This is a genomic window from Streptomyces sp. NPDC050564 (assembly GCF_044457265.1).
Classification (GTDB): domain Bacteria; phylum Actinomycetota; class Actinomycetes; order Streptomycetales; family Streptomycetaceae; genus Streptomyces.
In genome coordinates this window covers 1-24,363 of sequence record NZ_JBITGS010000052.1, presented here as the reverse complement: position 1 = coordinate 24,363, position 24,363 = coordinate 1, and the positions used below count along the sequence as shown (strand labels likewise).

The window sequence follows — 24,363 nt, the reverse complement described above, 5'->3', positions numbered from 1 at the left end:
TCCCTCTATGTGAAAGGCAGACACCGTGGGACAGCCTTCCTCTGCCCGCACTCAGGGCGAATGGTGGCGCTCCGCCGTCATCTACCAGGTGTACGTCCGCAGCTTCGCGGACGGCGACGGAGACGGCACCGGTGACCTCGCGGGCGTCCGCGCCAAACTCCCGTACCTCGCCGAACTGGGCGTGGACGCCCTGTGGTTCAACCCCTGGTACCTCTCACCCATGGCCGACGGCGGCTACGACGTCGCCGACTACCGCGCGATCGACCCGGCCTTCGGGACGCTCGCCGAGGCGGAGAAACTCATCGCCGAGGCGCGGGAGCTGGGCATCCGCACCCTCGTCGACATCGTGCCGAACCACCTCTCCGACCAACACCCATGGTTCCGGGCGGCCTTGGCCGGAGGTCCCGAGCGCGAGCTCTTCCACTTCCGTCCCGGGCGCGGCGCGCACGGTGAACTCCCGCCCAACGACTGGCCGTCCCAGTTCGCGGGCTCCGCCGAACCCGTCTGGACCCGGCTGCCCGACGGCGACTGGTACCTCCACCTGTTCACACCCGAGCAGCCCGACCTCAACTGGGCTCATCCGGCCGTCCGTCAGGAGCACGAGGACGTTCTGCGCTTCTGGTTCGAGCGGGGTGTCGCAGGCGTCCGTATCGACTCGGCCGCGCTGCTCGCCAAGGACCCCGACCTGCCTGACTTCGTCGAGGGCCGCGATCCGCACCCGTACGTGGACCGCGTCGAGCTCCACGACATCTACCGCTCCTGGCGTGCGGTCGCCGACGCCTACGACGGCATCTTCGTCGGTGAGGTCTGGCTCCCCGACACCGAGCGCTTCGCCCGCTATCTGCGCCCCGACGAACTGCACACCGCCTTCAACTTCTCCTTTCTGTCCTGCCCTTGGGACGCCGGGCGGCTGCGTACGTCGATCGACGAGACCCTGGCCGAGCACGCACCGGTGGGCGCGCCCGCCACCTGGGTGCTGTGCAACCACGACGTGACCCGCACGGTCACCCGCTACGGCCGGACGGACACCGGCTTCGACTTCACCACGAAGGCCTTCGGCACACCGACCGACCTCGCTCTCGGTACCCGTCGGGCGCGGGCCGCCGCTCTGCTGTCGCTCGCGCTGCCCGGTTCCGTCTATGTCTATCAGGGCGAGGAACTCGGCCTGCCCGAGGTCGAGTTGCCGCCCGGGAGCATCCAGGACCCGATGCACTTCCGTTCCGGTGGCACGGACCCGGGCCGCGACGGCTGCCGGGTTCCGCTGCCCTGGGCGGCCGAGGCGCCCCATGCCGGATTCGGGGGCGAGCCCTGGCTTCCCCAGCCCGCCGAGTGGCCCGCGTACGCCGCCGACCGCCAGGCGGGCGACCCCGACTCGATGCTCAGGCTCTACCGTGAGGCGCTCCGCATCCGCCGCACCGAGCCGGGCTTCGGCGACGGTCCGCTCAGCTGGCTGCCCGCCCCCGACGGCGTCCTCGTCCTCGCCCGCACGGACGGGCTGCGCTGCGCGATCAACCTCTCCGACACCGCGGCCGAACTTCCCGAGCACTCCCGACTCCTGCTCGCCAGCGGCCCCTTGGACGCCGAGGGGCGGCTACCCCAGGACACGGCGGCCTGGCTGCGTGCCTGACGCCGCGGCCCGGCCGCCGCACCGACCCGCTATCCCGGCCCCCCACACGAAAGGGATCAGCACATGTCCAGATCTGTCAGGCCCATGCCAGCAGCGGCCGCGGTGGCCGTCTCCCTCGCCGCCGGCATGCTCAGCGCCACCACCGCCCACGCCGCGATGACGGCTGCCGGCGCCGACCTGCCCTTCACTTCCGTGGAGGCCGAGTCCGCCACCTCCACGGGCACGAAGATCGGCCCCGACTACACCCAGGGCACCCTCGCCTCGGAGGCCTCAGGACGACAGGCCGTGCGGCTGAGCGCGGGCCGGCGCGTCGAGTTCACCGTGCCGCGCGCCTCCAACGCGGTGAACGTCTCCTACAGCGTCCCCGACGGCCAGTCGGGCACGCTGGACGTCTACGTCAACGGCGTCAAGCTCGCCAAGACGCTCACCGTCACCTCCAAGTACTCCTACGTGGACACCTCCTGGATCGCCGGCGCCAGGACCCACCACTTCTTCGACAACGCCCGGCTGCTGCTCGGCCAGAACGTGCAGGCCGGCGACAAGATCGCCTTGCAGGCGGCGAACGTCCAAGTCACCGTCGACGTCGCCGACTTCGAGCAGGTGGCCGCCGCCGCGGCCCGGCCCGGGGGATCGGTCTCCGTCACCGACAAGGGTGCCGATCCCAGCGGCCAGGGCGACTCGACGCAGGCCTTCCGGGATGCGATCTCCGCCGCGCAAGGGGGAGTCGTGTGGATCCCGCCGGGCGACTACAAGGTGACGTCCTCGCTCAGCGGCGTTCAGAACGTCACGCTGCAGGGTGCCGGCAGCTGGTACTCCGTGGTGCACACCTCGCGCTTCATCGACCAGACCAGCTCGTCGGGCGGGGTGCACCTCAAGGACTTCGCGGTGATCGGTGAGGTCATCGAGCGGGTCGACTCCAACCCGGACAACTTCGTCAACGGGTCCCTGGGTCCTGGGAGTTCAGTCTCCGGAATGTGGCTCCAGCACCTCAAGGTCGGCCTCTGGCTGACCGGCAACAACGACAACCTCGTAGTCGAGAACAACCGCATCCTCGACACCACCGCCGACGGCCTCAACCTCAACGGCAACGCGCGCGGTGTCCGCGTCCGGAACAACTTCCTGCGCAACAACGGCGACGACGCACTCGCCATGTGGTCGCTCTACGCGCCGGACACCAACAGCAGCTTCGAGAACAACACCATCACCCAGCCGAACCTCGCCAACGGCATCGCGATCTACGGCGGCACCGACATCGCCGTGAACAACAACCTGGTCTCCGACACCAACGCCCTCGGCAGCGGCATCGCGATCTCCAACCAGAAGTTCCTCGACCCCTTCTCCCTGCTCGCCGGAACCATCACCGTCTCCGGAAACACCCTCGTTCGTACGGGCGCGATGAACCCCAACTGGAACCACCCCATGGGCGCGCTGCGCGTCGACTCGTACGACAGCGCCATCGAGGCGACCGTCGACATCACGGGTACGACGATCAGCGACAGCCCGTACAGCGCCTTCGAGTTCGTGTCGGGCGGCGGTCGCGGCTACGCGACGAAGAACGTCACCGTCGATCGCGCCACGGTCAACAAGGTCGGCACGGTCGTCGTCCAGGCCGAGTCGCAGGGCGCGGCCAAGTTCAGCAACGTCCAGGCGGCCGGCGTGGGCGCGGCGGGCGTCTACAACTGCCCGTATCCGACCGGCTCCGGCACCTTCACGCTGACGAACGCCGGCGGCAACTCCGGCTGGGACACGACCTGGGCCGACTGCTCCACCTGGCCGCAGCCCGGCTCCGGGAACCCCGACCCCGATCCGACCCGCAACCTCGCCAAGGGCCGCCCGGCCACCGCCACCGGCTCGCAGGACGTCTACACGCCGGGCAAGGCGGTCGACGGCGACGCGAACACCTACTGGGAGTCCACCAACAACGCCTTCCCGCAGGCCTGGACGGTCGATCTGGGCTCGACCCTGGCCGCCCGCCGCCTCGTGCTGAAGCTGCCGCCCGCTTCAGCCTGGGGGGCGCGCACGCAGACCCTGTCGGTCCTGGGCAGCACGGACGGCTCGGCGTACTCGACGGTCGTGGCCTCCAAGGACTACCGCTTCGACCCGGCGACCGGGAACACCGCCACCGTGACCCTGCCCGGCGGCACCGACCTGCGCTACCTGCGGCTCAATGTCACCGCCAACACCGGCTGGCCGGCGGCCCAGTTCAGTGAGGTGGAGGCGTATCTGTCCTGATGTCCGTGGTCGTCCCGCGCTGCGCCGTCTGGATCTGCTCGTACACATGGGTGCGCAGCTCGGCGAAGCGCGGGGTGACCCGGGTGTGCAACTGGTCCCGCTCGTCGGGCAGATCGACCTTCAACTGTTCCTGTACGACGGTGGGGGAGGCGGAGAGGATCAGCCGTACTCCCGGCCAGTGCGGAGAGCGCGCTTCGAGTGTCCATGCGTCCATCTGGAGGCGACGATGCCTGCGGCAGCCCGCGCCCCCCACTTCGTCCGGTCCTTCGAACGCGGTCTCGCCGTCATTCGCGTCTTCGGCGCCGACCACCCGGAACTGACACTCAGTGAGGTGGCACGCGCCTGCGACCTCACACGCGCGGCGACCCGTCGCTTCCTGCTGACGCTCGTCGACCTCGGTTACGTCCACACGGACGGCCGGGTGTTCCGGCTCACCCCGCGCGTGCTGGAGCTCGGCTACGCCTACCTCTCCGGCAGCACACTGCCGGAGCTCGCCCAACCGCATCTGGAGCAACTCGCCGTCCGAGTGGGGGAGTCGTCCTCGCTCTGCGTCCTCGACGGCGACGACATCGTGTACGTGGCACGTGTGCCCACCCGCCGCATCATGACCGCGAGCATCACCGTCGGCACCCGCTTCCCGGCCCATGTCACCTCCGTGGGCCGGGTGATCCTCGCCCATCTGCCGGACGAGGAGGTGGACGCCCGGCTCGCCCGCGCCGAACTGCGGCCCCTCACGGCGCGCACCATCGTCTCGGTCGAGCTGCTCACAGCGGAACTGGGCCGCGTACGACGTCAGGGGTACGCCATCGTCGATCAGGAGCTGGAGGAGGGGCTGCGCTCGGTCGCCGCCCCGGTGCGGGACCGGGACGGCGAGGTGGTGGCGGCGGTGAACATCCCGGTGCACGCGAGCCGCAACTCCGTGGCGTCCGTACGCCGAGACCTGCTGCCCCACCTGCTGGCGACGGTGGCCCGTATCGAGGCGGACCTCCGGGACCTCCGGCTCACAGGTCCAGCACGAGCCGCTTCCCGAGACAGCGGGACACACAGATGAGCATCGTCTCGCCCGCCTCACGCTCCTCGTCCGTGAGCACCGAGTCCCGGTGGTCCGGGGTGCCTTCGAGGACGTCCGTCTCGCAGGTCCCGCAGGTGCCCTCGGTACAGGAGTAGAGCACCTCGACACCGGCGGCCCGCACGGTGTCGAGGACGGAGACACCGGCGGGGACGGTCAGCGTGCGGCCGGCACGCTCCAGCACGACCTCGAACTCGCCGTCCGGGCCGCTCTCCTGGACCTTCGGCTGGAAGCGCTCGACATGCAGCAGCCCGCTCGGGCATGCCTCCTCCACCGCGTCCAGCAGGGGGCCGGGACCGCAGCAGTAGACGAGCGTGTCCTCGGGGATGTCCGCCAGCACGGACGCCAGGTCCAGCAGCCCGGTCTCGTCCTGGGGGGCGATCCGCACCCGGTCCCCGTAGCGGCTCAACTCCTCGGCGAATGCCATGGATCGGCGCGATCGACCGCCGTAGAGCAGCGTCCACTCCGCGCCCGTCGCCTCCGCCGCGGCCAGCATCGGCAGGATCGGCGTGATACCGATGCCGCCCGCGATGAAGCGGTAGCGGGGCGCGGGCCGGAGGCCGAAGTGGTTGCGCGGACCGCGTACCCGAACCATGTCGCCCTGACCCAACTGCTCGTGCACATAAGAGGATCCGCCGCGCCCGTCCGGCTCCCGCAGCACCGCGATCCGCCACGCACGACGGTCCGACGGATCACCGCACAGCGAGTACTGCCGCTCCAGGCCCGGCCCGAGCACGACGTCGATGTGGGCGCCCGGCTCCCAGGAGGGGAGTTCCTCGCCGAGAGGGTGGCGCAGGGTCAGGGCGAGCACGCCATCGGCCGCGGACTCCCGCAGCCCGACGACGAGTTCGGCTTCATACGAGGTCATGAACCGTGTCCTTGCGGTGTGTGGCCTTCGGGCGTGTGGCCTTCGGGATGGGCGAGCATCCACTCCCACATCTCGATCGGGTCCTGGGCGGTGTGCTCGGCACCGCAGTGGCAGGTGCCGAGCAGGATGTCGGTGCCCGGGAGCCAGTCGACGCGGTAGATCTCGCCGGTCGGGCTCGTCACTGGACCTTCTCCATCGGCTTGTCGCCCTCCTCGACCAGACGCGCGAGGATGCGACGGGCGGCGAGACCGCCGGTGTCGATGTTGATGCTCAGCTCCTGGTACCCGTTGCGCTCGGTGCCCAGCGTCTTCTGCAGCAGGTTGAGCGCGTCGACGTCCTGCATAACGACGGTGTGGTTGAAGTCCCGCAGGAACGTGGTGACTTCCTCGTCGTCGCGGGCGAAGTCCCGGGACACCGCCCAGAAGTCGTACACCTCGCCGTCGCCGGACGGCGTGATCGCGTACGTGATCTCGGTGTGGAAGGCGTTCGGGTCGCTGCCGTCCGCCTCGGGCAGCACACCGACCGGTGCGATGCGGCTGTGCAGCAGATACAGGCACGGGGCGAAGTACTCGATGTCCTGCCAGCGCGTGATGCGGCCCTCGATGCCCGTCGAGCGTGCGTAGAACGGCGGACACTCGGCGTCGTCCATGTGGCGGCTGACCCGCACGATGCCCGCGCCCTCGTCGACCTCGGTCGTGATCGGCGTCTCGGCGACCTCGGGCGTGCCGATGTAGCCGCCGTGCAGATAGGTCTCGTGGGAGAGGTCCAGGAGGTTGTCGACGAGGAGGCCGTAGTCCGCGTCGATGGGCTCCATGCCGGAGACCGTGGTCCAGTCCGGCGAGTCCATGTGCCGGGCCCGCGGGATGGTCCCCGGGTCGGCGAGGGCCGGGTCGCCGACCCAGACCCAGACGAACGAGTCCTGCTCGACGACCGGGTACGAGGCGACACGCGCCGTGCGCGGTATCCGTTTCTGGCCGGGCACGTACACGCAGGCGCCCGTCGTGTCGTACGTGAACCCGTGGTACCCGCACACGATCCTGTCGCCGTCGAGCCGGCTCTCCGAGAGCGGGAAGCGGCGGTGCACGCAACGGTCGGACAGGGCGACGGCCGCCCCGTCGTCCTCGGTGCGGTAGAAGACGAGCGGCTCACCGAGGATCGTGCGGCCGAGCAGCTCTCGCCCCACCTCGTGCGAGTAGGCGGCGACGTACCACTGGTTCCTGGCGAAGGCGGTGATGTGAGGCATGGCGATCCCGTCCCTGTCGGCGGGGCGTCGTCGCCCCGCGTGCCGTGGTTGGAATCAGGGTCGTGATGGTTGCGGGAGTTCGACAAGGCGGCTTCTGCCAGGCGGAAGAACTTCCGTAAAAGGGCTGGTCAGAGCATTGGTCTGTCTGCCTATGGTCACCGGCGCAGACGACGGGGTGGCGCTGCAGTTCGGTTCCCACCTGGGGAGGCCGTGGACGACTACGAGGAACGCTTCCACTCGCAGTGCAGTCACAATTGCCCGTAAGTTTCCATTTTGTAGCTGATGTTGGCATCTTTTCGCCGATGCGTGCACGGTGCAGCGGCAAGAATCGGTATCACAGCAGGTCAAGTGCTGTTCGTTTCGGCGGGGAGAGCCCCGGGGTGAATCCGGGTCGAATCCGCACCCCTGGGTGCCGTTCAGTTTGCTCTCGCTTCTCAGGGCAGTACGAGGTCCGATCAGCCACTGAAGGCGCGCTGGGGCTGCCGCAGGCGACCAGGGGGAGGAAATCACCAGCAGATTCTTCGTCGGCTGGTGGTACACACGAGGAGCGTGCTCTGACTTGCGGAAACGGGACCGCGGTCGGGGGCCGATGTCGACTCGGTCCGGAAATGGCCCGGATCTGCGCCATTTGCGGCACGCCCCGCCGCTTGGTAAGGCTCGGTGCGTGCGGCGAAGGCATGCTTTGAGGGAACGCGTTTCGGTGTAGAGGAGAACGGCGGGCTCATAATCCGTCGGCCGTGGGTTCGAGTCCCACCTGCCCCACCTTAGTAGTGCCCTGACCTGCGGAAATGTTCCTCGCGAGGTGTTGGAGCGTCAACTTTCGCTCAGCGGACTGAATCCGCTGCTCACGTCTTTGGAGTCCGGGGTCACACGAGCCGCTCGGGGGAGCTCCGACCTCTCTGAGCTGCGGCGGAGTAGGTGGCCAAAGGTGTTGCTGGCCTCCGGGATGGCTGCCGTGAAGCTCGATACCAAGATCCAGGGGCCGGACAGGGGCCGGGACGACGTCGACGTGGCCGCACCGACGGTGTCCCCGGGCAGGTTCGTTGTCTCATTTGCTTGTTGTGTGGGCATGGGGCTGCCGTCCACAGCGCGGCCAGTCGAGTACCGGGCCGGCAGTGGAGGGGCGCAGATGCCGGTACGTCTGGCGCGTAGGCACGGGTATGACGACGTCGGCTGCTGCCTGTGCTGTGGAGGGACTGTCGCCTTCGCGCCGCTCGATCCTTGATGCCGGCCCGGGGTTTGACGGCATGTGCGTCGATAGCGGACCTTGAGTTGAGTGGTAGCAGGTGACCGCTGAGAGGGCGTCCTGGCGGTGGCCGGAGGGCAGGGAAACGGCCCAAGAGAAAACGGCGGTACCCGGACAGCCACCTGCTGTTCGACTGATCCAGGCGCAACTCGCCCCGGCTGGGGCCAGTTGGTGATCAGCCGATGACGGTCTCGAGATCGCGCTCGGGTGCGACCTTGGGCTCGGCGGTGTTCTCGCTGTCGGCTAGGGCGGCGAGGTACCGCTCGGTGGCCAGGGCGGCCGCGCAGCCGCTGGCGGCGGCGGTGATGGCCTGGCGGTTGGTTCGGCCCGGCACTGCTGGCCTGGCGGCTCGTGATCACGCCTGCGGTGATCAGCGCCCAGGACTCCGACCAGGACGTGTCGAGGGTCTATCTGCTGGCCGCCGGCCAGAGTCTGGCTCTCGGCCCGCTGCTCGGCCTGTCGCCGTCGCTGGTGCTCCGCAAGGTCACCAGGCGCTGGGCCTGGTGGATCGGAGCCAACCTGGCCTCGTGGCTGATCGTCGACGCCGTCATCTACCTGCTGGGCCGCTTGTCCGGCGACCTCGACGTCCTCACGGGTGACGGATCGCTCGTCGAGGTCTACCTGACCTTGATCGCCACGACACCACTGACCGGCCCCGCCCTGCTGTGGGTATTGGCCCCTCGGCCCTGGATGTTCCGCAAGTACCGCAGTCGCCATGACTCGAACTCCCCGAGCGGTGTCGGACTGTGTGCCCCTTCATGCGGTCAACCACGGGCGACGGGGTTTCGTCTCTCGGACCGAGGTGGGCGGACGTGCCGCCTCAGGCGTGGGCCCTCGACACGTTGCGTACTGATCGCGTTCGGTAGGCACCGGGGGTCGCACCGGTCCACCGGCGGAACGCGCGGATGAATGCCGCCGCGTCGGCGTACCCGAGACGTACGGCGATCTGGTCGACGCCGAGTCCGAGGGTGGACAGCATCTCGACAGCACGAGCGTGCCGCGCTGCGTCGACCAGACGCCGGTAGGACGTGCCCTCCACCGCCAGACGCCGGTGCAGAGTGCGAGTGGAGACGTGCAGCGCGGCTGCGGCAACGCTCATGTCGGGTATGCCGTCCGGCCACTGCATGAGCAGTTCCCGTACCCGCGCAGCGAATCCGGTGTCGGTGCGCCGGGCCAGCAGGAGCCTGCACTCGCGTTCGCACACCTGCATGGTGTGCTGGTCCGCCTGCGGCAGCGACTGCTCCAGTTCCGCCGCGAGGGTGACGATCGCGTTGCGCGGCGCCCCGAAGGCGATGGGCACGTCGTCAAACGCCTCGTACGGCGCGGACTTTTCAGGCCGGGGGAAGCGCAGATCCAGCCGGAGGGGGGTGAAGGGCCGGCCCACAATGGTGTCAAGGAGGGCCCGGATATTGGCTATTTCCCGCTCGATGAAGAAGTGCCGGACGGGCGGGGGCACCAGCCCGTCGTCCAGGACGAGACGGACCTCGTTTCCGTCCTCCTGAAGGTGGATCCCGACCATGGCGAAGGTGAGTTCCAGGTAGCGCAGTCCCACAGCCGCGGCCTCGCGCAGCGTCGGGCTGGCGAGGAGTGCGAAGCCCAACACGCTGTACGTACGCAGCGGAATCCGGCTGCCGACCTCGAGCCCCAGGCCGGGTGCGTCGCCCGTGGCGCGGACCAGGTTCTGCGCCACAGTGAGCTCCTGCCAGGCCCGGACATGTGCGGCATCGTCGGCAAGAGCGTTCTCGTCCACACCACTGCCGTCGAGGCATGCCGGTACGGGCACTCCACGCTCGACGCCCACGTCCACCATCGCGCGCACGCCTGCGATGCCTCGGTTGAACAGCCGCGGAGCTGCGGAGACTTCGTCGGCCGCCGCCCTGTGTCCGGAACGGCCAACAGCATGGCCGCCATTGCCTGGAACCAGCACTGCCAATCCCCCTAACATCGGATGGGATCGATGCGGCGTATCCCACCGTAGGCTGCCATTCAGCCTAGTCGGGATGTGCGTGCGGGCCAGGGGGCGTACGCGTTATCAGCCACCGCTGTCTGCAGCGCTCGGCGCGCCCCACGGTCATCACGTGCGCAACCGCTGCACCGGAAAAGATTCTCGAGCACAGCCAGTGAAACACACAGTGCCGGTTGCTGGTTGCCGAAGGCAATGGGGGCACTTCCGAATCGCATGGGCGGAGCGAATGATGGACGACTTCAGCACGTTGGAAGTAATGCTGGTCGACAATGAGGATCTCGTGCGCCGCGGATTCCGGCAGGCCCTCGGGGAGGCGCCGGATATCACGGTGGTCGCCGATACGAGAGTCGGCGAGGAAGCATTACGCGTGGCCGAGCTGCGGCGACCGCAGGTCGTCCTCGTGGATGCCGAATGCGAATTCATCCGGAAACTCGCACAGTCTTTGGAGACGGCAGTACCCGGAGTCGCGCCGGGGATAATTGTCCTGACCAGCAACGCTCTTGACAGCCATCTGCTCGGGTCGCTGAAGGCGGGCGCACGTGGTTTTCTGCTCAAGAGTGCCAGCCAGGACGAGCTGATCTCAGCCGTCCGTGCGGTTGCTGACGGCGCGGCCTTCTTGTGCCCCACGATGACCCGACGGCTGATCGATCGGTTCGAGATCCTGCCGCCGCCACATGAGCGGTCTCACGCGGTCGCCCTGGCAAGCCTGAGCGGCCGCGAGACCCAAGTTCTCCGCGGTATAGCCATGGGCAGGTCGAACCAGGAGATCGCCCACGAGCTGCATGTCACGCTCGCCACCGTGAAGTCCCACGTCTCGCGCATCCTCGCCAAGCTCGAGTTGCCGAACCGGATGCACGCGGCGCTGCTGGCCCAGCGGAGCGGTCTCGTGCACCTGCCTCAGCCACCGCGGGCCAAACAGGCCGCGGCAGGCCCCCTGTCCTCCGGCCGCCCGTCCCGAGCCCGTGGTCAGGCGGGCTTTGTGAATGCGAGGACCACGTTGTGACCGCCGAAACCGAAGGAGTTCGAGATGGCCGCGGTGACCCTGATGCGCCGCTGGGTTCCCGTGACGATTTCCACCTTCACCTCGGGATCCTTGTCGTCGAGGTTCCTGGTCGCGGGAATCACGTCGTTGAAGACACTCAGGACCGTGAAGATGGCCTCGATCGCGCCGGCCCCGCCTATGAGATGGCCGGTGATCGACTTGGTCGCCGTCACAAGAGCATGCGGACCGAGCGATTCCAGCAATGCCGCCGCCTCGATACGGTCACCGACGGGCGTACCGGGAGCGTGGGCGTTGACGTGAACGATGTCCTGCGGGCCGAGGCCGCCGGAGCGCAAGGCCTCGCGGATCGCACTGATCTGACCGTCCGCTGACGGAGATGTCATGGTGTGCGCGTCGGAGCTCATCCCTGTACCGGCGAGCGTGGCATACATCCGCGCGCCACGAGCTTTCGCGAACTGGGTTCGCTCCAGCACGACGGCACCGCCGCCCTCGGACATGACGAAGCCGTCACGGGCGCTGTCGAACGGCCGCGATGCGTTCTGAGGGTCCTCATGACGGCCGGACAGGGCTCCCATGCGGGCGAAAGCCGCCATGGACAGCCGGCCGATGCATGCCTCGGTGCCGCCGGCGACAACGACATCGGCCCGCCCGTCACGCAGTAAGGCGAGCCCCATGGCTATTGCCTCCGCTCCGGAGGCGCAGGCGCTGGTCGGCGCGTGGGCGCCGGCCCGGGCGCCGAGAGCCAGACTGACGGCGGCGGCCGAACCGTTGGGCATCAGCATCGTCACCGCGAACGGCGACACGCGGCCCGGCCCCTTGGCCAACGACAGGTCGTGCTGGTCGACCAGCGTCCCTCCGCCGCCGAGACCGGTGCCGATCACCACGGCCAGCCGCTCCGGCGCCACCTCGGGCGCGCCGGCGTCGGCCCATGCCTGCCGGGCGGCCACCATCGCGATCTGCTGGCAGCGGTCCATCCGTCGGGCCTCGACCCGGTCCAGTACCTCGGTCGGTTCCTGGCTCAGCCGGCCTGCCAGTCGTACGGGCAGATCGCGAGACCACGGTTCGTCGAGCACGGTGATCGGGGATTCGCCGGCGAGCAGCGCCTTCCAGGTGGAGTGGACGTTGCCGCCCAGTGGCGTGGTCATTCCCAAACCGGTGACGACAACGCCGGTCGTACCCAGGACCCCCCCGTCCGGGCGACCGGGGAGATCGGGGAGTTCGGGGAGCTTCGGATAACCCAAGAAGTAGTCGTCAGATGCGTCGTAGGACATCGAGGTTCCCTTTCTGAAGCCTTCTGGGGAAATGTTCTCCCTTGGATACGGGCCATTCGTCGTCCACTGGCCGTCGTCATGACGGTATCCAGTACGAGGCACTTTCCGTAACGGCCGACGGACCGAACCGTGACGGCGACCGGAGGATGGCTTTCATCCGTCTTCCGGCCTACTCGAAGCTCGCCTCCGGTAGGGGGGATGGACCCATCCCGCGGCGGATGCCCGATAATTCTCTGCCGACTTAGCATCTCTTCGAGTGAAACCACCAAGACGTACACGTACAGCAATGGCTGGATACGTAGACAAGTCCCGGCGGGTAAGTGGGCAAATGGCAGGGGCAATGCCAATGGCCGAGTCGAACAGGAGGACCACGATGTCAGAGGATGCCGTCACAGAATCCCGACCGGAGCCGACGACCTTGGTCGAGCTCTGCAGGTATCGCGCGTCCAGGGAGCCGGATCGACGGATGTTCGCCTTTCTGGAGAACGGCCTTGAAGAGTCCGACTCGCTCACCCTCGCCCAACTGGACGCCCGAGCAAGGGCAATCGCGGCGCGTCTGAGCAGGCAAGCCCCGCAGGGCGCCCGCGCCGTGCTGAGTTACCCGCCCGGCCTGGACTTCGTGTCCGCCTTCTTCGGCTGCCTGTATGCCGGCCTGATCGCGGTGCCGGCTCCTCCGGTGCTGCGCGTCGGCGTCGACGACCGGTATACGCGCTTCCGAGCAATCGTCAACAGCTGCCAACCGGATGTGCTGCTGTCGAACGGGTCAAGGCTGAACCGTGTCGACGCGTTGCTGAAAGACATCTCCACACCACGCCGGCCGACCTCTGTGGCGACCGACGAGATCAGTGAGACGGACGCGTACGGCTGGAATGCCCCCGGCATCGGCCCGGACACGATCGCGTACCTGCAGTACACCTCCGGCACGACCGGTCCGCCCCGGGGTGTGGAGCTCACCCATGGCAACGTTCTGCACAACCTCTCGTTGATCTTGGCCAACGGTACCCGGGCCACGGACGACTTCGACCGGCTGCCGCCTGTTGTGTCCTGGCTGCCCGTGTTCCACGACATGGGACTGATCACCGGGGTCCTGCAGCCGATCTACGTCGGGTACGACGCCGTACTGATGCCGCCCTCGGCGTTCACCCAGCATCCGGTCAACTGGCTCCGCGCGATATCGGACCGCGGGGCGGGCATCAGTTCAGCACCCGGTTTCGGGTACGAGTTGTGCCTGCGGCGCGTCTCCGAGGAGCAGTTGCGTTCCCTCGATCTCAGCGCCTGGCGGATCGCGGTGGTCGGCGACGAGCCGGTGCGTGCAGAGATGATTGACCAGTTCAGTGCCATGCTCGCCCCGTTCGGCTTCCGCCGCGAGGCGTTCTTCCCGAGTTACGGCATCGCCGAGTCCACTGTCATGCTCAGCGGCGGGCCGGTGGAGCCCGAACCGGTGATCCGCCGGTTTGACGCGGTGGCGCTGGCGAAAGGCAAGGTGCAGCGAGCCGGTCGCGAGGATGAGGTGCGCCGACTGGTCGGCCTGGGCCAGGTGCACCCGTCCATGACCATCGCGGTGGTGGATCCGGCCACCGGCGATCCGTGCGCCCCGGACGAGACAGGGGAGATCCTGGCGTCCGGACCGAGTATCGGTGCCGCGTACTGGAACGCCCCGAAGGAGACAGCGCGTACGTTCAACGCCACCGTGCGCGGCCACGAGGGCCGCCGGTTCCTGCGCACCGGCAGCCTGGGCTTCCTGGACGGCGGTCAGCTCTTCGTCACCTGCCGTGTGGACGACCTCATCGTCGTGGAGGGCATGCAGCACTATCCGTACGACATCGAGGCGACCGCGGCAGCAAGCCATCCCGCCATACGGGAGGGCTGCTGCTGCGCCTTCACCGCCGAAGACGGCGGACGCACACGCCTCGTCGTCCTGGCTGAGATCAACAGCCGGTACCGCGTCATGGCCGGCCCCGTCCCGGACACTCCGCCAGGTGCCCGCGCGACCCACGCGGCGGATGAGGTCGAAGAAGCCGTCCGGGAGGCCGTCTTCGCCGGGCACGGCCTCCGGGCCGACGACGTCCTCCTGGTCAAGGCCGGTGCGCTGCCGTTCACCACCAGCGGCAAGTTGCAGCGCGCACAGTGCCGGTCCAGGTACCGGGCGCGGGCATTCGCAACAGTCTGAACCTCGCTCCATGCAGGGGGCGCGCGAACTGTCCGCCGCCTTCTTCCTCTTCCTCCGTTTGGAGTGGTCATATGCGAACCAATCCCGAGCACGGTGTCCGACTGCCCGAGGCGGTGGCCGGCGAGCACGGCGCACTGCCGACGCTGATCGACCTGTGCCGCACTCGTGCGGCAGCCGAGCCCGACCGGAAGAACTTTGTGTTCCTGGGCGACGGTGTCGAGGAATCAGAATCACTGACCCTGGCCGAACTCGACCGCCGGGCGCGGGCGGTCGCCGTGACGCTGCGGCAGCAGGTTCCTGACGCGCGCGCACGCGCGCTGTTGAGTTACCCGCCGGGACTGGACTTCCACGTCGCCTTCCTGGGCTGCATCTATGCCGGTCTGATCCCGGTGCCGGTGGCTCCGCTCGACGGGACGCGGAGCAATGCCAAATGGACTCGGGTGGAGTCGATTGCCGCGAGTTCCGAGCCCTCGCTGTTCCTGTCGACCGGCCCCGTGCTTGCCGCCGCGGAGCACGTCCTCACCGACACCGACGGGCTCGCCCAACTCAACCGGGTGGCGACCGACGAGGTACGCCTGGACCTGGCCCAGGAGTGGACCCCACCGGTGGCCGCCGCCGAGATGGTCGCCTATCTGCAGTACTCCTCGGGATCGACCGGTGTGCCGAAAGGCGTCGCGATCACTCACGGCAATGTGCTGCACAATCTGTCGTTGATATACGACAACGCGCGTCGGTCTGCCGACGACGCCGGGCTGCCCCGACCCTCGTCGGTGTCGTGGCTGCCGCCGCACCACAACATGGGCCTCATCTGCAATGTCCTCGACCCCCTCTTCTCCGGCCGGGATGCCACCCTGCTGCCGACGATGACCTTCGTGCAGCGTCCGCTCACGTGGCTGCGGGCCATCTCCCGGCTCGGACGCGCGGACAGCTGCGCACCGAACTTCGCCTACGACCTGTGCGTCCGCCGGGTGCCGGACGCTCAGCGCCGGGAACTCGACCTCAGCCGCTGGGAGATGGCGCTGGTCGGAGGTGAACCCGTCCGCTCCGATACGCTCGACCGCTTCAGCGCGGCATTCGCGGAGGCCGGCTTCCGGCGCGAGGCGCTCTCCCCCGCATACGGCCTCGCCGAGGCGACAGTGATGGTCACGGCCGTGCCGGTCGGCCAGGCCCCGGAAGTCCTGCGGCTGGACTCCGAGTCGCTCGCCGCCGGAAAGGTGCGCCCAGCCGCGTCGGCACAGGAAAGCCGGGAGTTGGTCGGCTGCGGCCCGATCCATCCGTTGAGCACGGCCATAACCGTAGACCTGGAGACAGGCAAGCCCTGTGGGGAGGACGAGGTGGGTGAGATCTTCGTATCCGGCCCGAGCGTCGCAACGGGGTATCTGAACGCTCCCAAGGAGACTGCCGAGACCTTCATGGGGTCCATTCCCGACCAACCGGGGGAGCGGTTTCTCCGTACTGGTGACCTCGGTTTTGTGCAGAACGGGGAGCTGTTCATCACCGGCCGGGCAAAGGATGTCATCATCATCGCCGGCGCCAACCACTACCCGCAGGACATCGAGGCCACCGTTGAGGCCAGCCACCCGGCAGTCCGCGAGTTCGGTACTTGCGCGGTGTCGGTCGACGACGGCGTACACGAACGGCTCATCGTGCTCGCCGAGACGACGACGGCAGCCGGAGACGAGACCGGTGATCAAGTGACCGCCCAGGAGATCAAGCAGGAGATCAGGCGCGCGGTCCATGCGGGACACCGCATCCAGGTACACGATGTCGTCCTCCTCAAGCCGGGGACGCTGCCGCTCACGACGACCGGCAAGCTGCAACGGCGCGACAGCCGGGACCGATACCTCGGGGGTTCCTTCGAGGCAGCCCTCATCGAATGACGGTGCGCCCTCTGCGCATCCGGTGCCCTGGCGGGGCCTTGCCGGCCAAGGCACCGCGCAGGTTCGCCGACGCCGGATCCCGGGCGCGGAGCCCAGCTGCCGGTCGTGGTCGAAAGGCAGCAGCGCGAGCCGGTGGCGACATTGGCGAGGGCCTGGGCGAACATCACCACGCTGCTGCTCGCGGTGCTCGCGGCGGCCCTGTTCACTTTCGGCATGACAAAGAGCCAGGCCACTACTGCAGTGCGCGGACCGCGGCCGAGAATACCGGGGGCATCCGGGACGCTGCGGGCACGATGAGGCGGGCGGGGCCAGGACGGCGGCTCGCGGCCAGCAGGGCCCCGGTCAGCAGCCGGTGGCGCCGGGTCAGCCGGGCCCAGGCGCGCTCGTATTCGGCCGGTCGCCCGGCGGCCAGGCAGCGGATGGCGGCCCCGGCCGTTGCCAGCGCGAGGGCGATGCCCTCGCCGGTGAGGGCATCCAGGTAGCCCGCGGCGTCGCCGACGAGCAGGACACGGCCGGCCGCTCTGCGCTTCACACGCTGTCGCAGTGGTCCGGCGCCGCGTACCTCCGTTGCGGCCGGGCCGCGCAGCGACGCTGTGAGGGCTGGGAAGCCGGCCAGGTGCTCGTCGTACCCGCGGCGGCTGCGACTGAGGACCGCGACGCCCACCAGGTCGTCGCTGACCGGTGTCACGTAGGCCTCGCCGTGCCGGGACCAGTGGACCTCCACGAAGTCCGTCCACGGCTCGATACGGAAGTGCCGGCGCAGTCCGTAGCGGCCGTGGGCGATGCCCGGCAACTCCAGCCCCAGGCCGCGGCGCACTGGGGAGTGCAGGCCGTCGGCGGCGACCAGCCAACGAGCTGTGGTGCCCGCGGCGGTGACCGTGTCCGCGCTCTGGTGTACCTCGCCGACCTTTCCCGGCAGCATCCGCACGCCTAGGTCGAGAGCGCGCTGGTGCAGTGCGGAGTGCAGCGTTGTACGGCGGATTCCCAGCCCGCTACGGCCGCGGAAAGACGCTTCGGCGCGGGCGGCGCCGTCCACGTAACGGATGCCGCGCAGTTCGCGGCCGGTGACCTCGACGCCCAGTGCTCGCAGCGCGGTGACACCGCCGGGCATGACGCCTTCTCCGCAGGCCTTGTCCACAGGCCCGGTCCGGGGTTCGACGACGACGGTCTCCAGGCCGGCGAGCGCGGCGTGGATGGCGGCGGCCAGACCGGCCGGCCCGCCGCCGGCCACCAGTACGTCGATCACGCTTGCGCGGCCGCGGTTGGGGTGGTCGCGGCGGCCAGTGCCTGGTTCTCGCAGCGGATGCGCACGGTGAGCAGGGCGGCGTTGAGTACCGTGAACACGGCCGCGGTGATCCAGGCGGTGTGCACCAGTGGCAGGGCCACGCCCTCGGCGACGACGGCCACATAGTTTGGATGCCGCAGCCACCGCCATTGGTAGGGGCCGCCCGTCACCAGTGGCAGGCCGGGTACGACGATCACCCGGGTGTTCCAACGGGGTCCCAGGGTGTGGATGCACCACCACCGCAGTGCCTGAGCGGCCGCCAGCACGGTGAGCATCGGCCAGGCCAAGGCGGGTACGAAGGGTCGGTCGGCCAGCCACACCTCGGCCGGGCAGGCGACCAGCAGGCCGGTGTGGAGGGCGACCATCACCGGGTAGTGGCCCTGCCCGGTCTCGGTCGCGCCGTGGGCGGTGCTCCACCGCTCGTTACGGCGGGCGACGACGAGTTCGGCGACGCGCTCGCCGGCGACGGCGGCCACCAGCAATCCGTACCAGATCATGTGTCCACTGTCCTTCGACGGTCCGAACTACCAGCGCAGCAGGACGAGTTCGCAAGCGAAGCCGGGCCCCATCGCCAGCAGCAGACCCGGCGTGCCCGGCGGCGGGCGGCGTTCGGCCAGGGTGTCGCGCAGCACATGGAGCACCGATGACGAGGACAGGTTGCCCACGTCGGCCAGATGACGCCAGGTCACATCGAGTGCGTCGTCGGGCAGGTCGAGGGCCTCGGTGACGGCCTCCAGGACCTTGGGGCCGCCGGGGTGGCACACCCAGGCGGTTACGTCCTTCGGCTTGATCCCGTGGTCGCCGAGGAACCCCTCGACGTCATCGGCGAGATAACGGCGCACCACATCGGGGACCTTCGGGTCGAGGACGACCTGGAAGCCGGTGTTCTTGATGTCCCAGCCCATGACGCGCCCGGTGTCCGGATACAGGTGGCTTCGGGAGTCCACGATCGTCGGGCCGGCGCTCTCGTCCGGGCGGTCTGGGCGGGTCGCGCCGCACGCGACGACCGCGGCGGCGCCGTCGCCGAACAGTCCGGTGGCGACCAGGTTGGCCATGGAGGCGTCGTTGCGCTGGAAGGTGAGCGAGCACAGTTCGACCGACAGCAACACCGCCACATGGTCGGGCCGGCCCAGCAGGTAGTCGTGCATACGGGCCAGACCGGTGGCACCGCCGGCACAGCCCAGGCCGAACAGGGGCAGCCGTTTGACGTCCGGCCGCAGTCCGAGGCGGCCGACCAGCCGTGCGTCGATCGAGGGGGTGGCGATGCCGGTGACGGTGGTGAAGATCAGCAGGTCTACGTCGGCTGCAGACAGACGGGCCGTGTGTAGAGCGCCCCGGACGGCCTTGGCGCCCAGGTCTGTGGCGGCGGCGATGAAGACGTCGTTGGAGGCGCCGAATCCGTCCAGTTCCTCGTACCGTTCGAGAGGCAGCGTCATGTGGCGCGAGCTGACCTTCGCGCTGCGGTGCAGCCGGTCCAGGACCCGGCGGTCGGTGTCCTCGGGCAGGCAGGTGCGGGCCACCATGTCCGTGATCTCGTGCTGGGTGCGACGGTACGGTGCGAGGGCACCGTGAACAGCTGCGATCCGGGTCATACGGTTCCCGTCTGGTTCCTGCACTGGGCTGACCTGCTTTGCACGTGTTCCCCGGTCGGGGGCTTCGACACCCTGGATCGCCCGTCCGGCCGTTCGTCCCGGGGGTGCGGTGTTCCAGCCGGGTCGGGCCGGGGCGCCTACGATCGGCCGGGTGGGCACTCCCGAGCAGGAGACGACATGCGGCCCCGAGGCGAGTTGGGCCAGCCGGGTGGGTGGCCTGGCCGGGGCGTGTCACCCCGGGCCTGTCGTGGCGGTCACCGTCTTGATGGCCGCGCTGGCAGTGACCGCCGGCCAGGGCGCCGCGCGTTGTGTCCTGACCGCCGCCGCCGTGCTGACCGGGCAGTTGTCCGTCGGCTGGTGCAACGACGCGTTCGACGCGCGCCGGGACATCGCCGCGGGCCGCCATGGCAAACCCGTCGTGGACGGCACGGTCGGAGTGACGGAGGTGTGGGTGGCCGCGTATGCCGCGCTGGCGCTGTGCGTGCCGCTGTCGTTCGCCTGTGGGCTGTGGGCGGGCGCCGTTCACCTGGCCGGGGTGGCGGCCGCGTGGGCGTACGACCTGCGGCTCAAGGCGACAGCGTGGTCCTGGGCGCCTTACGCGGTGGGTTTCGCCAGCCTCCCGGCGTTCGTCGCGCTGGGCCTGCCGGGGCAGCCATGGCCGGCCTGGTGGGTTGTCGCCGCCGGGGCGTTACTGGGGGTCGGAGCCCATCTGGGCGATGCGCTGCCGGACATCCGCGGGGACCTGGCGACGGGCGTACGGGGATGGCCGCACCGGCTGGGCCCGGACGCCGCGCGGCTGCTGCTGCCGGTGCCGCTGGTGGCCGCGTCCGCGATTCTTGTGCTGGGGCCCGCCGGACTACCCGGCAGGTGGGGAGTGGCGGCGCTCGCGGTGGCCGTCCCGGTCGCGGTGACGGGGACGGTGCTGGGACGCCGCTGGGAGCGGTTGGCGTTCGCGGCAGCGGTCGCCGTAGCGGTGGTGGACGTGGCGTTGCTGCTGCTGCGCGGCACCGGGATCGCCTGACCGTTCGGCCTCGCGGGCCGGCTCACACCGTGCGAAAGTCGCGAGCGGAAGCGGGAGTTCCCCGGTCCCGCTGCGGTTGCCGTCAGTTCGCGAGTGCTGTCCCAGTCGTGACCTCGGCGCGGCCGATAAGGCTGCCGTTTACCGCTTGCCGGTCCACGCGCCAGTGATGACCGAGCGACGGCGCCACCGGCCGCCCGCCCCACAACCTGCTGGTGATGGAGGACTGGGAGGCGTCGGAGTTCGGTCGCGGGTGCTCAGACCATCAGGCCGTTGAGGGGTTCGGTGCCGTCGATGAAGGTGCCGGCGAGGTCGGACAGGCGGCGGTTGTGGGCGCGGGCGTAGACGCGCAGTGTAGAGAACACTCAGGGGCGTCCTGCGCGGGGCGGGCGGCCGGTGGTCTGCGCGTTTCCGCGGTCGGCTCGGCCCGGGCGAGGCCGTCACAGCACGCCGCCCGGGAGAGCGGGCATGGCCGGAGGGAGCCGGTGCGTGGGAGAGGGCTGCGGGGGCGGTCGGCTCCCGGCGAGGGCATCCGGGAGGGTGAGGAAGAGGGAGCCGGAGCCGGTGAGGGCGACGAGTTGTTCCAGCGCCGGGCTGGGGTGGTGCGGCTGCAGGGATCCTCCGGCCGCGGCGGTGTGCAACAGGTCGTAGAGGAAGGCGTTGAGGCCGCTGCTGTCGCAAAGGTCACGGCGGTGACATCGACGTCGATGGCGCGGATGCCATCGTGCAGGCACCGCTCCAGTGATGCGTGCACCAGAGGCGCCGAATTCAGGTCGATCTCACCGGTCAGGGTGACCAGCGCCCGGTTGTCGGTGTCGTGCCGGTAGACGTTCAGGATGGGTGGGATACCCATGGGCAGGGTGCCTCGGTTCACGAGAACGTGCCGGGTTCCCGGTATGGTCGTGCAGGCAGGTGAATGACCGATCCAGCAGCCGGTGTTCCGGGGCGTAGGACCCAGCCTGTTCCCTCGGGGATGCGCTGGGCGACCGGACGAACGATCCGCTCTCCGCAGACACGTGCGCCAAGCAGCGATGGCCCGCCAGGGTCTAGGACGTCCGTAGCCAGCATAGTCGTGAGGCCGGTCCCGCGGTCGGCGTGGGAGAGGGGTACCAAGATGTTTACACGGCGATGATCGGGCGACTCCGATGCCGTTCTGCCGTGCAGCACTCGACATCTGCCGGCCAAGCGGCACGACCGCCCGGTCAAACCCTCTCCCTCCGGGGCTGTTCGCAGGGGCACGTTCCGCAGAGCAGGGGGTGGCACTAGGCTGCCTGGTGAGGCCCGAGCCCCCGGCAGCAGCTCAATCGCTCCGTTCCAAGGAGGCGCGTGGTGCACGCAGGTCTCGCCAGCAGGGATGTGCCACGCCCCAGTTCGGCGGCAGAGCATCGAGCGCACCGTGACGTGATTCTTCCGTCGGCCGGTAGCCGACCGTGGTGAGCGCCACCCCGAGGTTGCCGACTGCATCCCTGGCCCGCCTTTCGGACCGGCTCCCCCTGGAGACCGCGTACGCGGCCTGCGTACCGGCGAACTTCACGCCCAGCCACGCAAGGAGTCCCCTGTGACTGCTACCGCTCTCGCGCCCGCCGAAGCCGCCTTCGGCGAGGAGTTCGGCAAGGAACTCGACCGGATCCGCTCCGAGATCATCGCCGCGCGCGGCGCCGACGACGCGCGCTACATCCGTACCGTGATCGCCGCCCAGCGCGGCCTGGAAGCGGGAGGCCGGCTCGCGCTCGCCGTCTCGCTGTTCCCGCCCGCCTGGGCGGCGGGCACCGCGATGCTCTCCCTCGCCAAGGTTCTGGAGAACATGGAGCTGGGCCACAACATCCTGCACGGCCAGTGGGACTGGATGGGCGACCCGGCCATCCACTCCACGACCTGGGAGTGGGATTTCCTCACACCCGCCGAGGCGTGGAAGCACACTCACAACCACCTGCACCACGCGTACACCAACGTCGTGGACCTCGACCGCGACCTCGGGTACGTCGTCTTCCGGATGAGCGCCGACCAGGCCTGGCGTCCGCGCCATCTCGCCCAGCCGTTCTACAACTTCCTGCTCGCGCCCCTCTTCGAATGGGGCATCGCGCTGTACGACCTGGAACCCGATGTCGTCGCCGCCGGCCGCAAGTCGTGGCGTTCCTTCTTGGACGACGTGAGCGGGTTTCTTGCCAAGGCCACCCGCCAGCTCGCCAAGGACTATGTGATCTTCCCGTTGCTCGCGGGCCCGTCCGCGCTGCCCTGCCTGCTCGGGAACCTCACCGCCAACACGGTGCGCAACTTGTGGACCCACACCATCATCTTCTGCGGCCATTTCCCCGGGGCCGTCCAGACCTTCTCCGAGGAGCGCATCGAGGGCGAGACCCGCGGCGAGTGGTATCTGCGACAGATCCAGGGCTCCGCCAACATCGAGGGCGGCCCGCTCTTCCACATCCTCAGCGGAAACCTCGGCCACCAGATCGAGCACCATGCCTTCCCCGATCTGCCCAGCAACCGCTATGCGGAGATCGCCCCGCAGGTGCGCGAACTCTGCGAGAAGTACGGCATCCCGTACGTCACCGGCCCGTTGTGGCGGCAGTACGCCTCCACCTGGCGCCGCATCCTGCGCTTCGCCGTACCGACCGGCTGAGCTTAACGAGGGGTGGCGTCGGAACTGTTCACGGCACCGTCGTCGGCCCGCGCGGACGACGCGGACGGCGCCGGATCGCTGGGACTGGGACTGGCACTGGGACCGGAGCTGACGCCGGGGCCAGAACTGGTGTCCGGCGCCGCGCTCGCGTCCGGCGCGGCAGGGCTGTCCGTCTGCGGCGCCGTGTCACTGGACGCACCCGGGGTGGGCGTGCGGCTATCTGCGGGAGCGGGGGTACCGGCCGTGCCACCGCCCACCGAGCCGAGGTTCCCCTGCCCGGCTCGTTCTTGACCACGGCCGCCACCGGCTTGCCCGCGATCAGCTCCACCGCGGTCACCGTGAGCATCGCCAGGGCGAACACCAGGCCCGTCGCCAGGGCGTACTTCTTCCAGCCGATGGTCCTCCAGAGGGAGCCACCCCGATAGGTGGTGACCGACTCACCTCCGGAGGACGCGGAGGCCCCCGTCGTCTTTCCGTGCTCACCGCCCGGGCCACCGGGTCCGAAGGGCGGCGGCCTCGCGGCGACAGCCGTAGCGTCCGCCGGTGAACCGAACGCCGCCCGGGCGTCCGCGCGGTGTTCCGCCCGCTCCTCGCCCGGCGTCCTCGGCACGCCTACGGGCGGCACCCGGCTGCGGATCCCCTCGCCCGTCCGCCGGAAAGCATGCGAGAAGACCGCTGCGCCGGTGGTCGCGCTGGTACTGATCACGGCGGCGCCGATGATCGTCCCGGTCACCCCCAGCAGGGACGCCAGCACCGCGCCGACCACCGTCGCGAGTGCGCTCGCCACTACCTGCACGAGAGTCAGGTCGAGGACCTTGCGCTTGGGCGCTCGTTCCTCTTCGGCTCTGCGATTTTGCATCAGTCAATATCCCTTGACAGTTCCTAGAGGGCGAGGGTGAGCGGACCTGCCGCACCGTTGACGCAGGTCTGGATCAACTCGCCTGGTTCGCCGTGCAGTTCGCCGGTCCGTAGATCGCGGACGCGGCCGTGGACCAGCGGGACGAGGCAGCCGAAGCAGATCCCCCGGCGGCAGCCGTGCGGCATCGCCACACCGGCCGCCTCCCCGGTCTCCAGCAGCGGCACGGACGCGGACGCGTCGGCCTCGACGCCGCTGTGCTCGAACCGGACCCGGCCGCCCGACGCGTCGGAGTCCTGCGGCAGCACGGGCGTCAGCTGGAAACGCTCCACGCGCAGCCGCTCACCGGCGCCGGCTGCCGCCCAGTGCCGCTCCAGTGCGTCGAGCAGTCCGTTCGGACCGCAGGCCCAGGTC

The 24,363-nt window shown here is 69.4% G+C and carries 20 protein-coding genes and 2 pseudogenes; 9 read left to right on the top strand and 13 right to left on the bottom strand.

Annotated features, from left to right (window positions below):
- Positions 1 to 25: 25 nt before the first annotated feature.
- Together ACIBK0_RS45780 and ACIBK0_RS45775 are read left to right on the top strand one after the other, a co-directional pair.
- Positions 26 to 1,627 (top strand): glycoside hydrolase family 13 protein, encoded by a 1,602-nt coding sequence (locus tag ACIBK0_RS45780; RefSeq protein ID WP_399094485.1) that lies wholly within the window; start codon positions 26 to 28, stop codon positions 1,625 to 1,627.
- Between the two features lie 84 nt (positions 1,628 to 1,711).
- A complete protein-coding gene (locus tag ACIBK0_RS45775; protein ID WP_399094482.1) occupies positions 1,712 to 3,859 on the top strand; it encodes a discoidin domain-containing protein in 2,148 nt (715 codons plus the stop codon).
- Here ACIBK0_RS45775 and ACIBK0_RS45770 read toward each other — a convergent pair.
- Positions 3,831 to 4,022 (bottom strand): annotated as a pseudogene (locus ACIBK0_RS45770) (ABC transporter ATP-binding protein); the annotation flags it as partial. The gene ACIBK0_RS45775 and the pseudogene ACIBK0_RS45770 overlap by 29 nt on opposite strands.
- A gap of 63 nt (positions 4,023 to 4,085) precedes the next feature.
- Between ACIBK0_RS45770 and ACIBK0_RS45765 the strand changes: the two are divergent.
- The gene (locus ACIBK0_RS45765; RefSeq protein WP_399094479.1) at positions 4,086 to 4,910 is read left to right on the top strand and encodes an IclR family transcriptional regulator C-terminal domain-containing protein; all 825 of its coding nucleotides are present in this window, start codon (positions 4,086 to 4,088) and stop codon (positions 4,908 to 4,910) included.
- Here the strand turns inward: ACIBK0_RS45765 and ACIBK0_RS45760 are convergent.
- The 4 genes and pseudogenes from ACIBK0_RS45760 to ACIBK0_RS45745 form a co-directional block, all read right to left on the bottom strand.
- Positions 4,861 to 5,796 (bottom strand): PDR/VanB family oxidoreductase, encoded by a 936-nt coding sequence (locus ACIBK0_RS45760; protein WP_399094476.1) that lies wholly within the window; start codon positions 5,794 to 5,796, stop codon positions 4,861 to 4,863. The two genes, ACIBK0_RS45765 and ACIBK0_RS45760, sit on opposite strands and share 50 nt — an antisense overlap.
- Positions 5,793 to 5,978 (bottom strand): hypothetical protein, encoded by a 186-nt coding sequence (locus tag ACIBK0_RS45755; protein ID WP_399094473.1) that lies wholly within the window; start codon positions 5,976 to 5,978, stop codon positions 5,793 to 5,795. The genes ACIBK0_RS45760 and ACIBK0_RS45755 overlap by 4 nt, the downstream gene beginning before the upstream one ends.
- A complete protein-coding gene (locus tag ACIBK0_RS45750; protein ID WP_399094470.1) occupies positions 5,975 to 7,039 on the bottom strand; it encodes a Rieske 2Fe-2S domain-containing protein in 1,065 nt (354 codons plus the stop codon). Before ACIBK0_RS45750 ends, ACIBK0_RS45755 begins: the two co-directional genes overlap by 4 nt.
- 1,421 nt (positions 7,040 to 8,460) lie before the next feature.
- Positions 8,461 to 8,619: pseudogene (locus ACIBK0_RS45745) on the bottom strand (hypothetical protein); the annotation flags it as partial.
- 17 nt (positions 8,620 to 8,636) lie between these two features.
- On the opposite strand from ACIBK0_RS45745, the gene ACIBK0_RS45740 reads away from it, so the two are divergent.
- Positions 8,637 to 9,194 carry a hypothetical protein gene (locus tag ACIBK0_RS45740; RefSeq protein ID WP_399094467.1) on the top strand — a complete coding sequence of 186 codons (558 nt, stop codon included), beginning with the start codon at positions 8,637 to 8,639 and terminating at the stop codon, positions 9,192 to 9,194.
- On the opposite strand, the gene ACIBK0_RS45735 is transcribed toward ACIBK0_RS45740, so the two are convergent.
- Positions 9,106 to 10,095 carry an AraC family transcriptional regulator gene (locus ACIBK0_RS45735; RefSeq protein WP_399094561.1) on the bottom strand — a complete coding sequence of 330 codons (990 nt, stop codon included), beginning with the start codon at positions 10,093 to 10,095 and terminating at the stop codon, positions 9,106 to 9,108. The genes ACIBK0_RS45740 and ACIBK0_RS45735 overlap by 89 nt on opposite strands.
- Positions 10,096 to 10,480: 385 nt before the next feature.
- On the opposite strand from ACIBK0_RS45735, the gene ACIBK0_RS45730 reads away from it, so the two are divergent.
- The gene (locus tag ACIBK0_RS45730; RefSeq protein ID WP_399094464.1) at positions 10,481 to 11,254 is read left to right on the top strand and encodes a LuxR C-terminal-related transcriptional regulator; all 774 of its coding nucleotides are present in this window, start codon (positions 10,481 to 10,483) and stop codon (positions 11,252 to 11,254) included.
- On the opposite strand, the gene ACIBK0_RS45725 is transcribed toward ACIBK0_RS45730, so the two are convergent.
- On the bottom strand, positions 11,218 to 12,525 hold the full coding sequence (locus tag ACIBK0_RS45725) for a beta-ketoacyl-[acyl-carrier-protein] synthase family protein (RefSeq protein ID WP_399094461.1): 1,308 nt from the start codon (positions 12,523 to 12,525) through the stop codon (positions 11,218 to 11,220). The genes ACIBK0_RS45730 and ACIBK0_RS45725 overlap by 37 nt on opposite strands.
- Positions 12,526 to 12,811: 286 nt before the next feature.
- Between ACIBK0_RS45725 and ACIBK0_RS45720 the strand changes: the two genes are divergently transcribed.
- Complete coding sequence (locus ACIBK0_RS45720) at positions 12,812 to 14,695, top strand: fatty acyl-AMP ligase (protein ID WP_399094458.1); 1,884 nt, start codon at positions 12,812 to 12,814, stop codon at positions 14,693 to 14,695.
- 71 nt (positions 14,696 to 14,766) lie between these two features.
- Positions 14,767 to 16,575 (top strand): fatty acyl-AMP ligase, encoded by a 1,809-nt coding sequence (locus tag ACIBK0_RS45715; RefSeq protein ID WP_399094455.1) that lies wholly within the window; start codon positions 14,767 to 14,769, stop codon positions 16,573 to 16,575.
- Between the two features lie 232 nt (positions 16,576 to 16,807).
- Here ACIBK0_RS45715 and ACIBK0_RS45710 read toward each other — a convergent pair whose 3' ends face one another.
- Genes ACIBK0_RS45710 through ACIBK0_RS45700 form a run of 3 tightly spaced genes read right to left on the bottom strand, consistent with a single transcriptional unit; the run spans position 16,808 to position 19,452 of the window.
- On the bottom strand, positions 16,808 to 17,821 hold the full coding sequence (locus tag ACIBK0_RS45710; protein ID WP_399094452.1) for an NAD(P)/FAD-dependent oxidoreductase: 1,014 nt from the start codon (positions 17,819 to 17,821) through the stop codon (positions 16,808 to 16,810).
- Positions 17,818 to 18,357: an isoprenylcysteine carboxyl methyltransferase family protein gene (locus ACIBK0_RS45705; protein WP_399094449.1), complete on the bottom strand. Its 540-nt coding sequence runs from the start codon at positions 18,355 to 18,357 to the stop codon at positions 17,818 to 17,820. Before ACIBK0_RS45705 ends, ACIBK0_RS45710 begins: the two co-directional genes overlap by 4 nt.
- A gap of 27 nt (positions 18,358 to 18,384) precedes the next feature.
- The gene (locus tag ACIBK0_RS45700; RefSeq protein ID WP_399094446.1) at positions 18,385 to 19,452 is read right to left on the bottom strand and encodes a type III polyketide synthase; all 1,068 of its coding nucleotides are present in this window, start codon (positions 19,450 to 19,452) and stop codon (positions 18,385 to 18,387) included.
- 151 nt (positions 19,453 to 19,603) lie between these two features.
- On the opposite strand from ACIBK0_RS45700, the gene ACIBK0_RS45695 reads away from it, so the two are divergent.
- The gene (locus ACIBK0_RS45695; RefSeq protein WP_399094443.1) at positions 19,604 to 20,473 is read left to right on the top strand and encodes a UbiA family prenyltransferase; all 870 of its coding nucleotides are present in this window, start codon (positions 19,604 to 19,606) and stop codon (positions 20,471 to 20,473) included.
- Positions 20,474 to 20,910: 437 nt separating this feature from the next.
- Here ACIBK0_RS45695 and ACIBK0_RS45690 read toward each other — a convergent pair whose 3' ends face one another.
- Positions 20,911 to 21,204, bottom strand: coding sequence for a hypothetical protein (locus ACIBK0_RS45690; protein WP_399094440.1), 294 nt, complete (start codon positions 21,202 to 21,204; stop codon positions 20,911 to 20,913).
- 824 nt (positions 21,205 to 22,028) lie between these two features.
- Between ACIBK0_RS45690 and ACIBK0_RS45685 the strand changes: the two genes are divergently transcribed.
- Positions 22,029 to 23,093 (top strand): fatty acid desaturase family protein, encoded by a 1,065-nt coding sequence (locus ACIBK0_RS45685; protein WP_399094437.1) that lies wholly within the window; start codon positions 22,029 to 22,031, stop codon positions 23,091 to 23,093.
- A 28-nt stretch (positions 23,094 to 23,121) separates the two neighbouring features.
- Here the strand turns inward: ACIBK0_RS45685 and ACIBK0_RS45680 are convergent, their stop codons facing one another.
- Together ACIBK0_RS45680 and ACIBK0_RS45675 are read right to left on the bottom strand one after the other, a co-directional pair.
- A complete protein-coding gene (locus ACIBK0_RS45680; RefSeq protein WP_399094434.1) occupies positions 23,122 to 23,952 on the bottom strand; it encodes a hypothetical protein in 831 nt (276 codons plus the stop codon).
- A 23-nt stretch (positions 23,953 to 23,975) separates the two neighbouring features.
- On the bottom strand, positions 23,976 to 24,363 hold a 388-nt coding region (locus ACIBK0_RS45675; RefSeq protein WP_399094431.1), incomplete at its 5' end, for a flavin reductase family protein.

What these genes read in the sequence shown, in the direction of transcription:
- ACIBK0_RS45775 (WP_399094482.1), top strand. Translation starts at nt 1,712, where the DNA reads ATGCCAGCAGCGGCCGCGGTGGCCGTCTCCCTCGCCGCCGGCATGCTC.
- ACIBK0_RS45765 (WP_399094479.1), top strand. Translation starts at nt 4,086, where the DNA reads ATGCCTGCGGCAGCCCGCGCCCCCCACTTCGTCCGGTCCTTCGAACGC.
- ACIBK0_RS45760 (WP_399094476.1), bottom strand. Translation starts at nt 5,796, where the DNA reads ATGACCTCGTATGAAGCCGAACTCGTCGTCGGGCTGCGGGAGTCCGCG.
- ACIBK0_RS45750 (WP_399094470.1), bottom strand. Translation starts at nt 7,039, where the DNA reads ATGCCTCACATCACCGCCTTCGCCAGGAACCAGTGGTACGTCGCCGCC.
- ACIBK0_RS45735 (WP_399094561.1), bottom strand. Translation starts at nt 10,095, where the DNA reads ATGGTGGACGTGGGCGTCGAGCGTGGAGTGCCCGTACCGGCATGCCTC.
- ACIBK0_RS45730 (WP_399094464.1), top strand. Translation starts at nt 10,481, where the DNA reads ATGGACGACTTCAGCACGTTGGAAGTAATGCTGGTCGACAATGAGGAT.
- ACIBK0_RS45725 (WP_399094461.1), bottom strand. Translation starts at nt 12,525, where the DNA reads ATGTCCTACGACGCATCTGACGACTACTTCTTGGGTTATCCGAAGCTC.
- ACIBK0_RS45720 (WP_399094458.1), top strand. Translation starts at nt 12,812, where the DNA reads ATGGCTGGATACGTAGACAAGTCCCGGCGGGTAAGTGGGCAAATGGCA.
- ACIBK0_RS45715 (WP_399094455.1), top strand. Translation starts at nt 14,767, where the DNA reads ATGCGAACCAATCCCGAGCACGGTGTCCGACTGCCCGAGGCGGTGGCC.
- ACIBK0_RS45705 (WP_399094449.1), bottom strand. Translation starts at nt 18,357, where the DNA reads ATGATCTGGTACGGATTGCTGGTGGCCGCCGTCGCCGGCGAGCGCGTC.
- ACIBK0_RS45700 (WP_399094446.1), bottom strand. Translation starts at nt 19,452, where the DNA reads ATGACCCGGATCGCAGCTGTTCACGGTGCCCTCGCACCGTACCGTCGC.
- ACIBK0_RS45680 (WP_399094434.1), bottom strand. Translation starts at nt 23,952, where the DNA reads ATGCAAAATCGCAGAGCCGAAGAGGAACGAGCGCCCAAGCGCAAGGTC.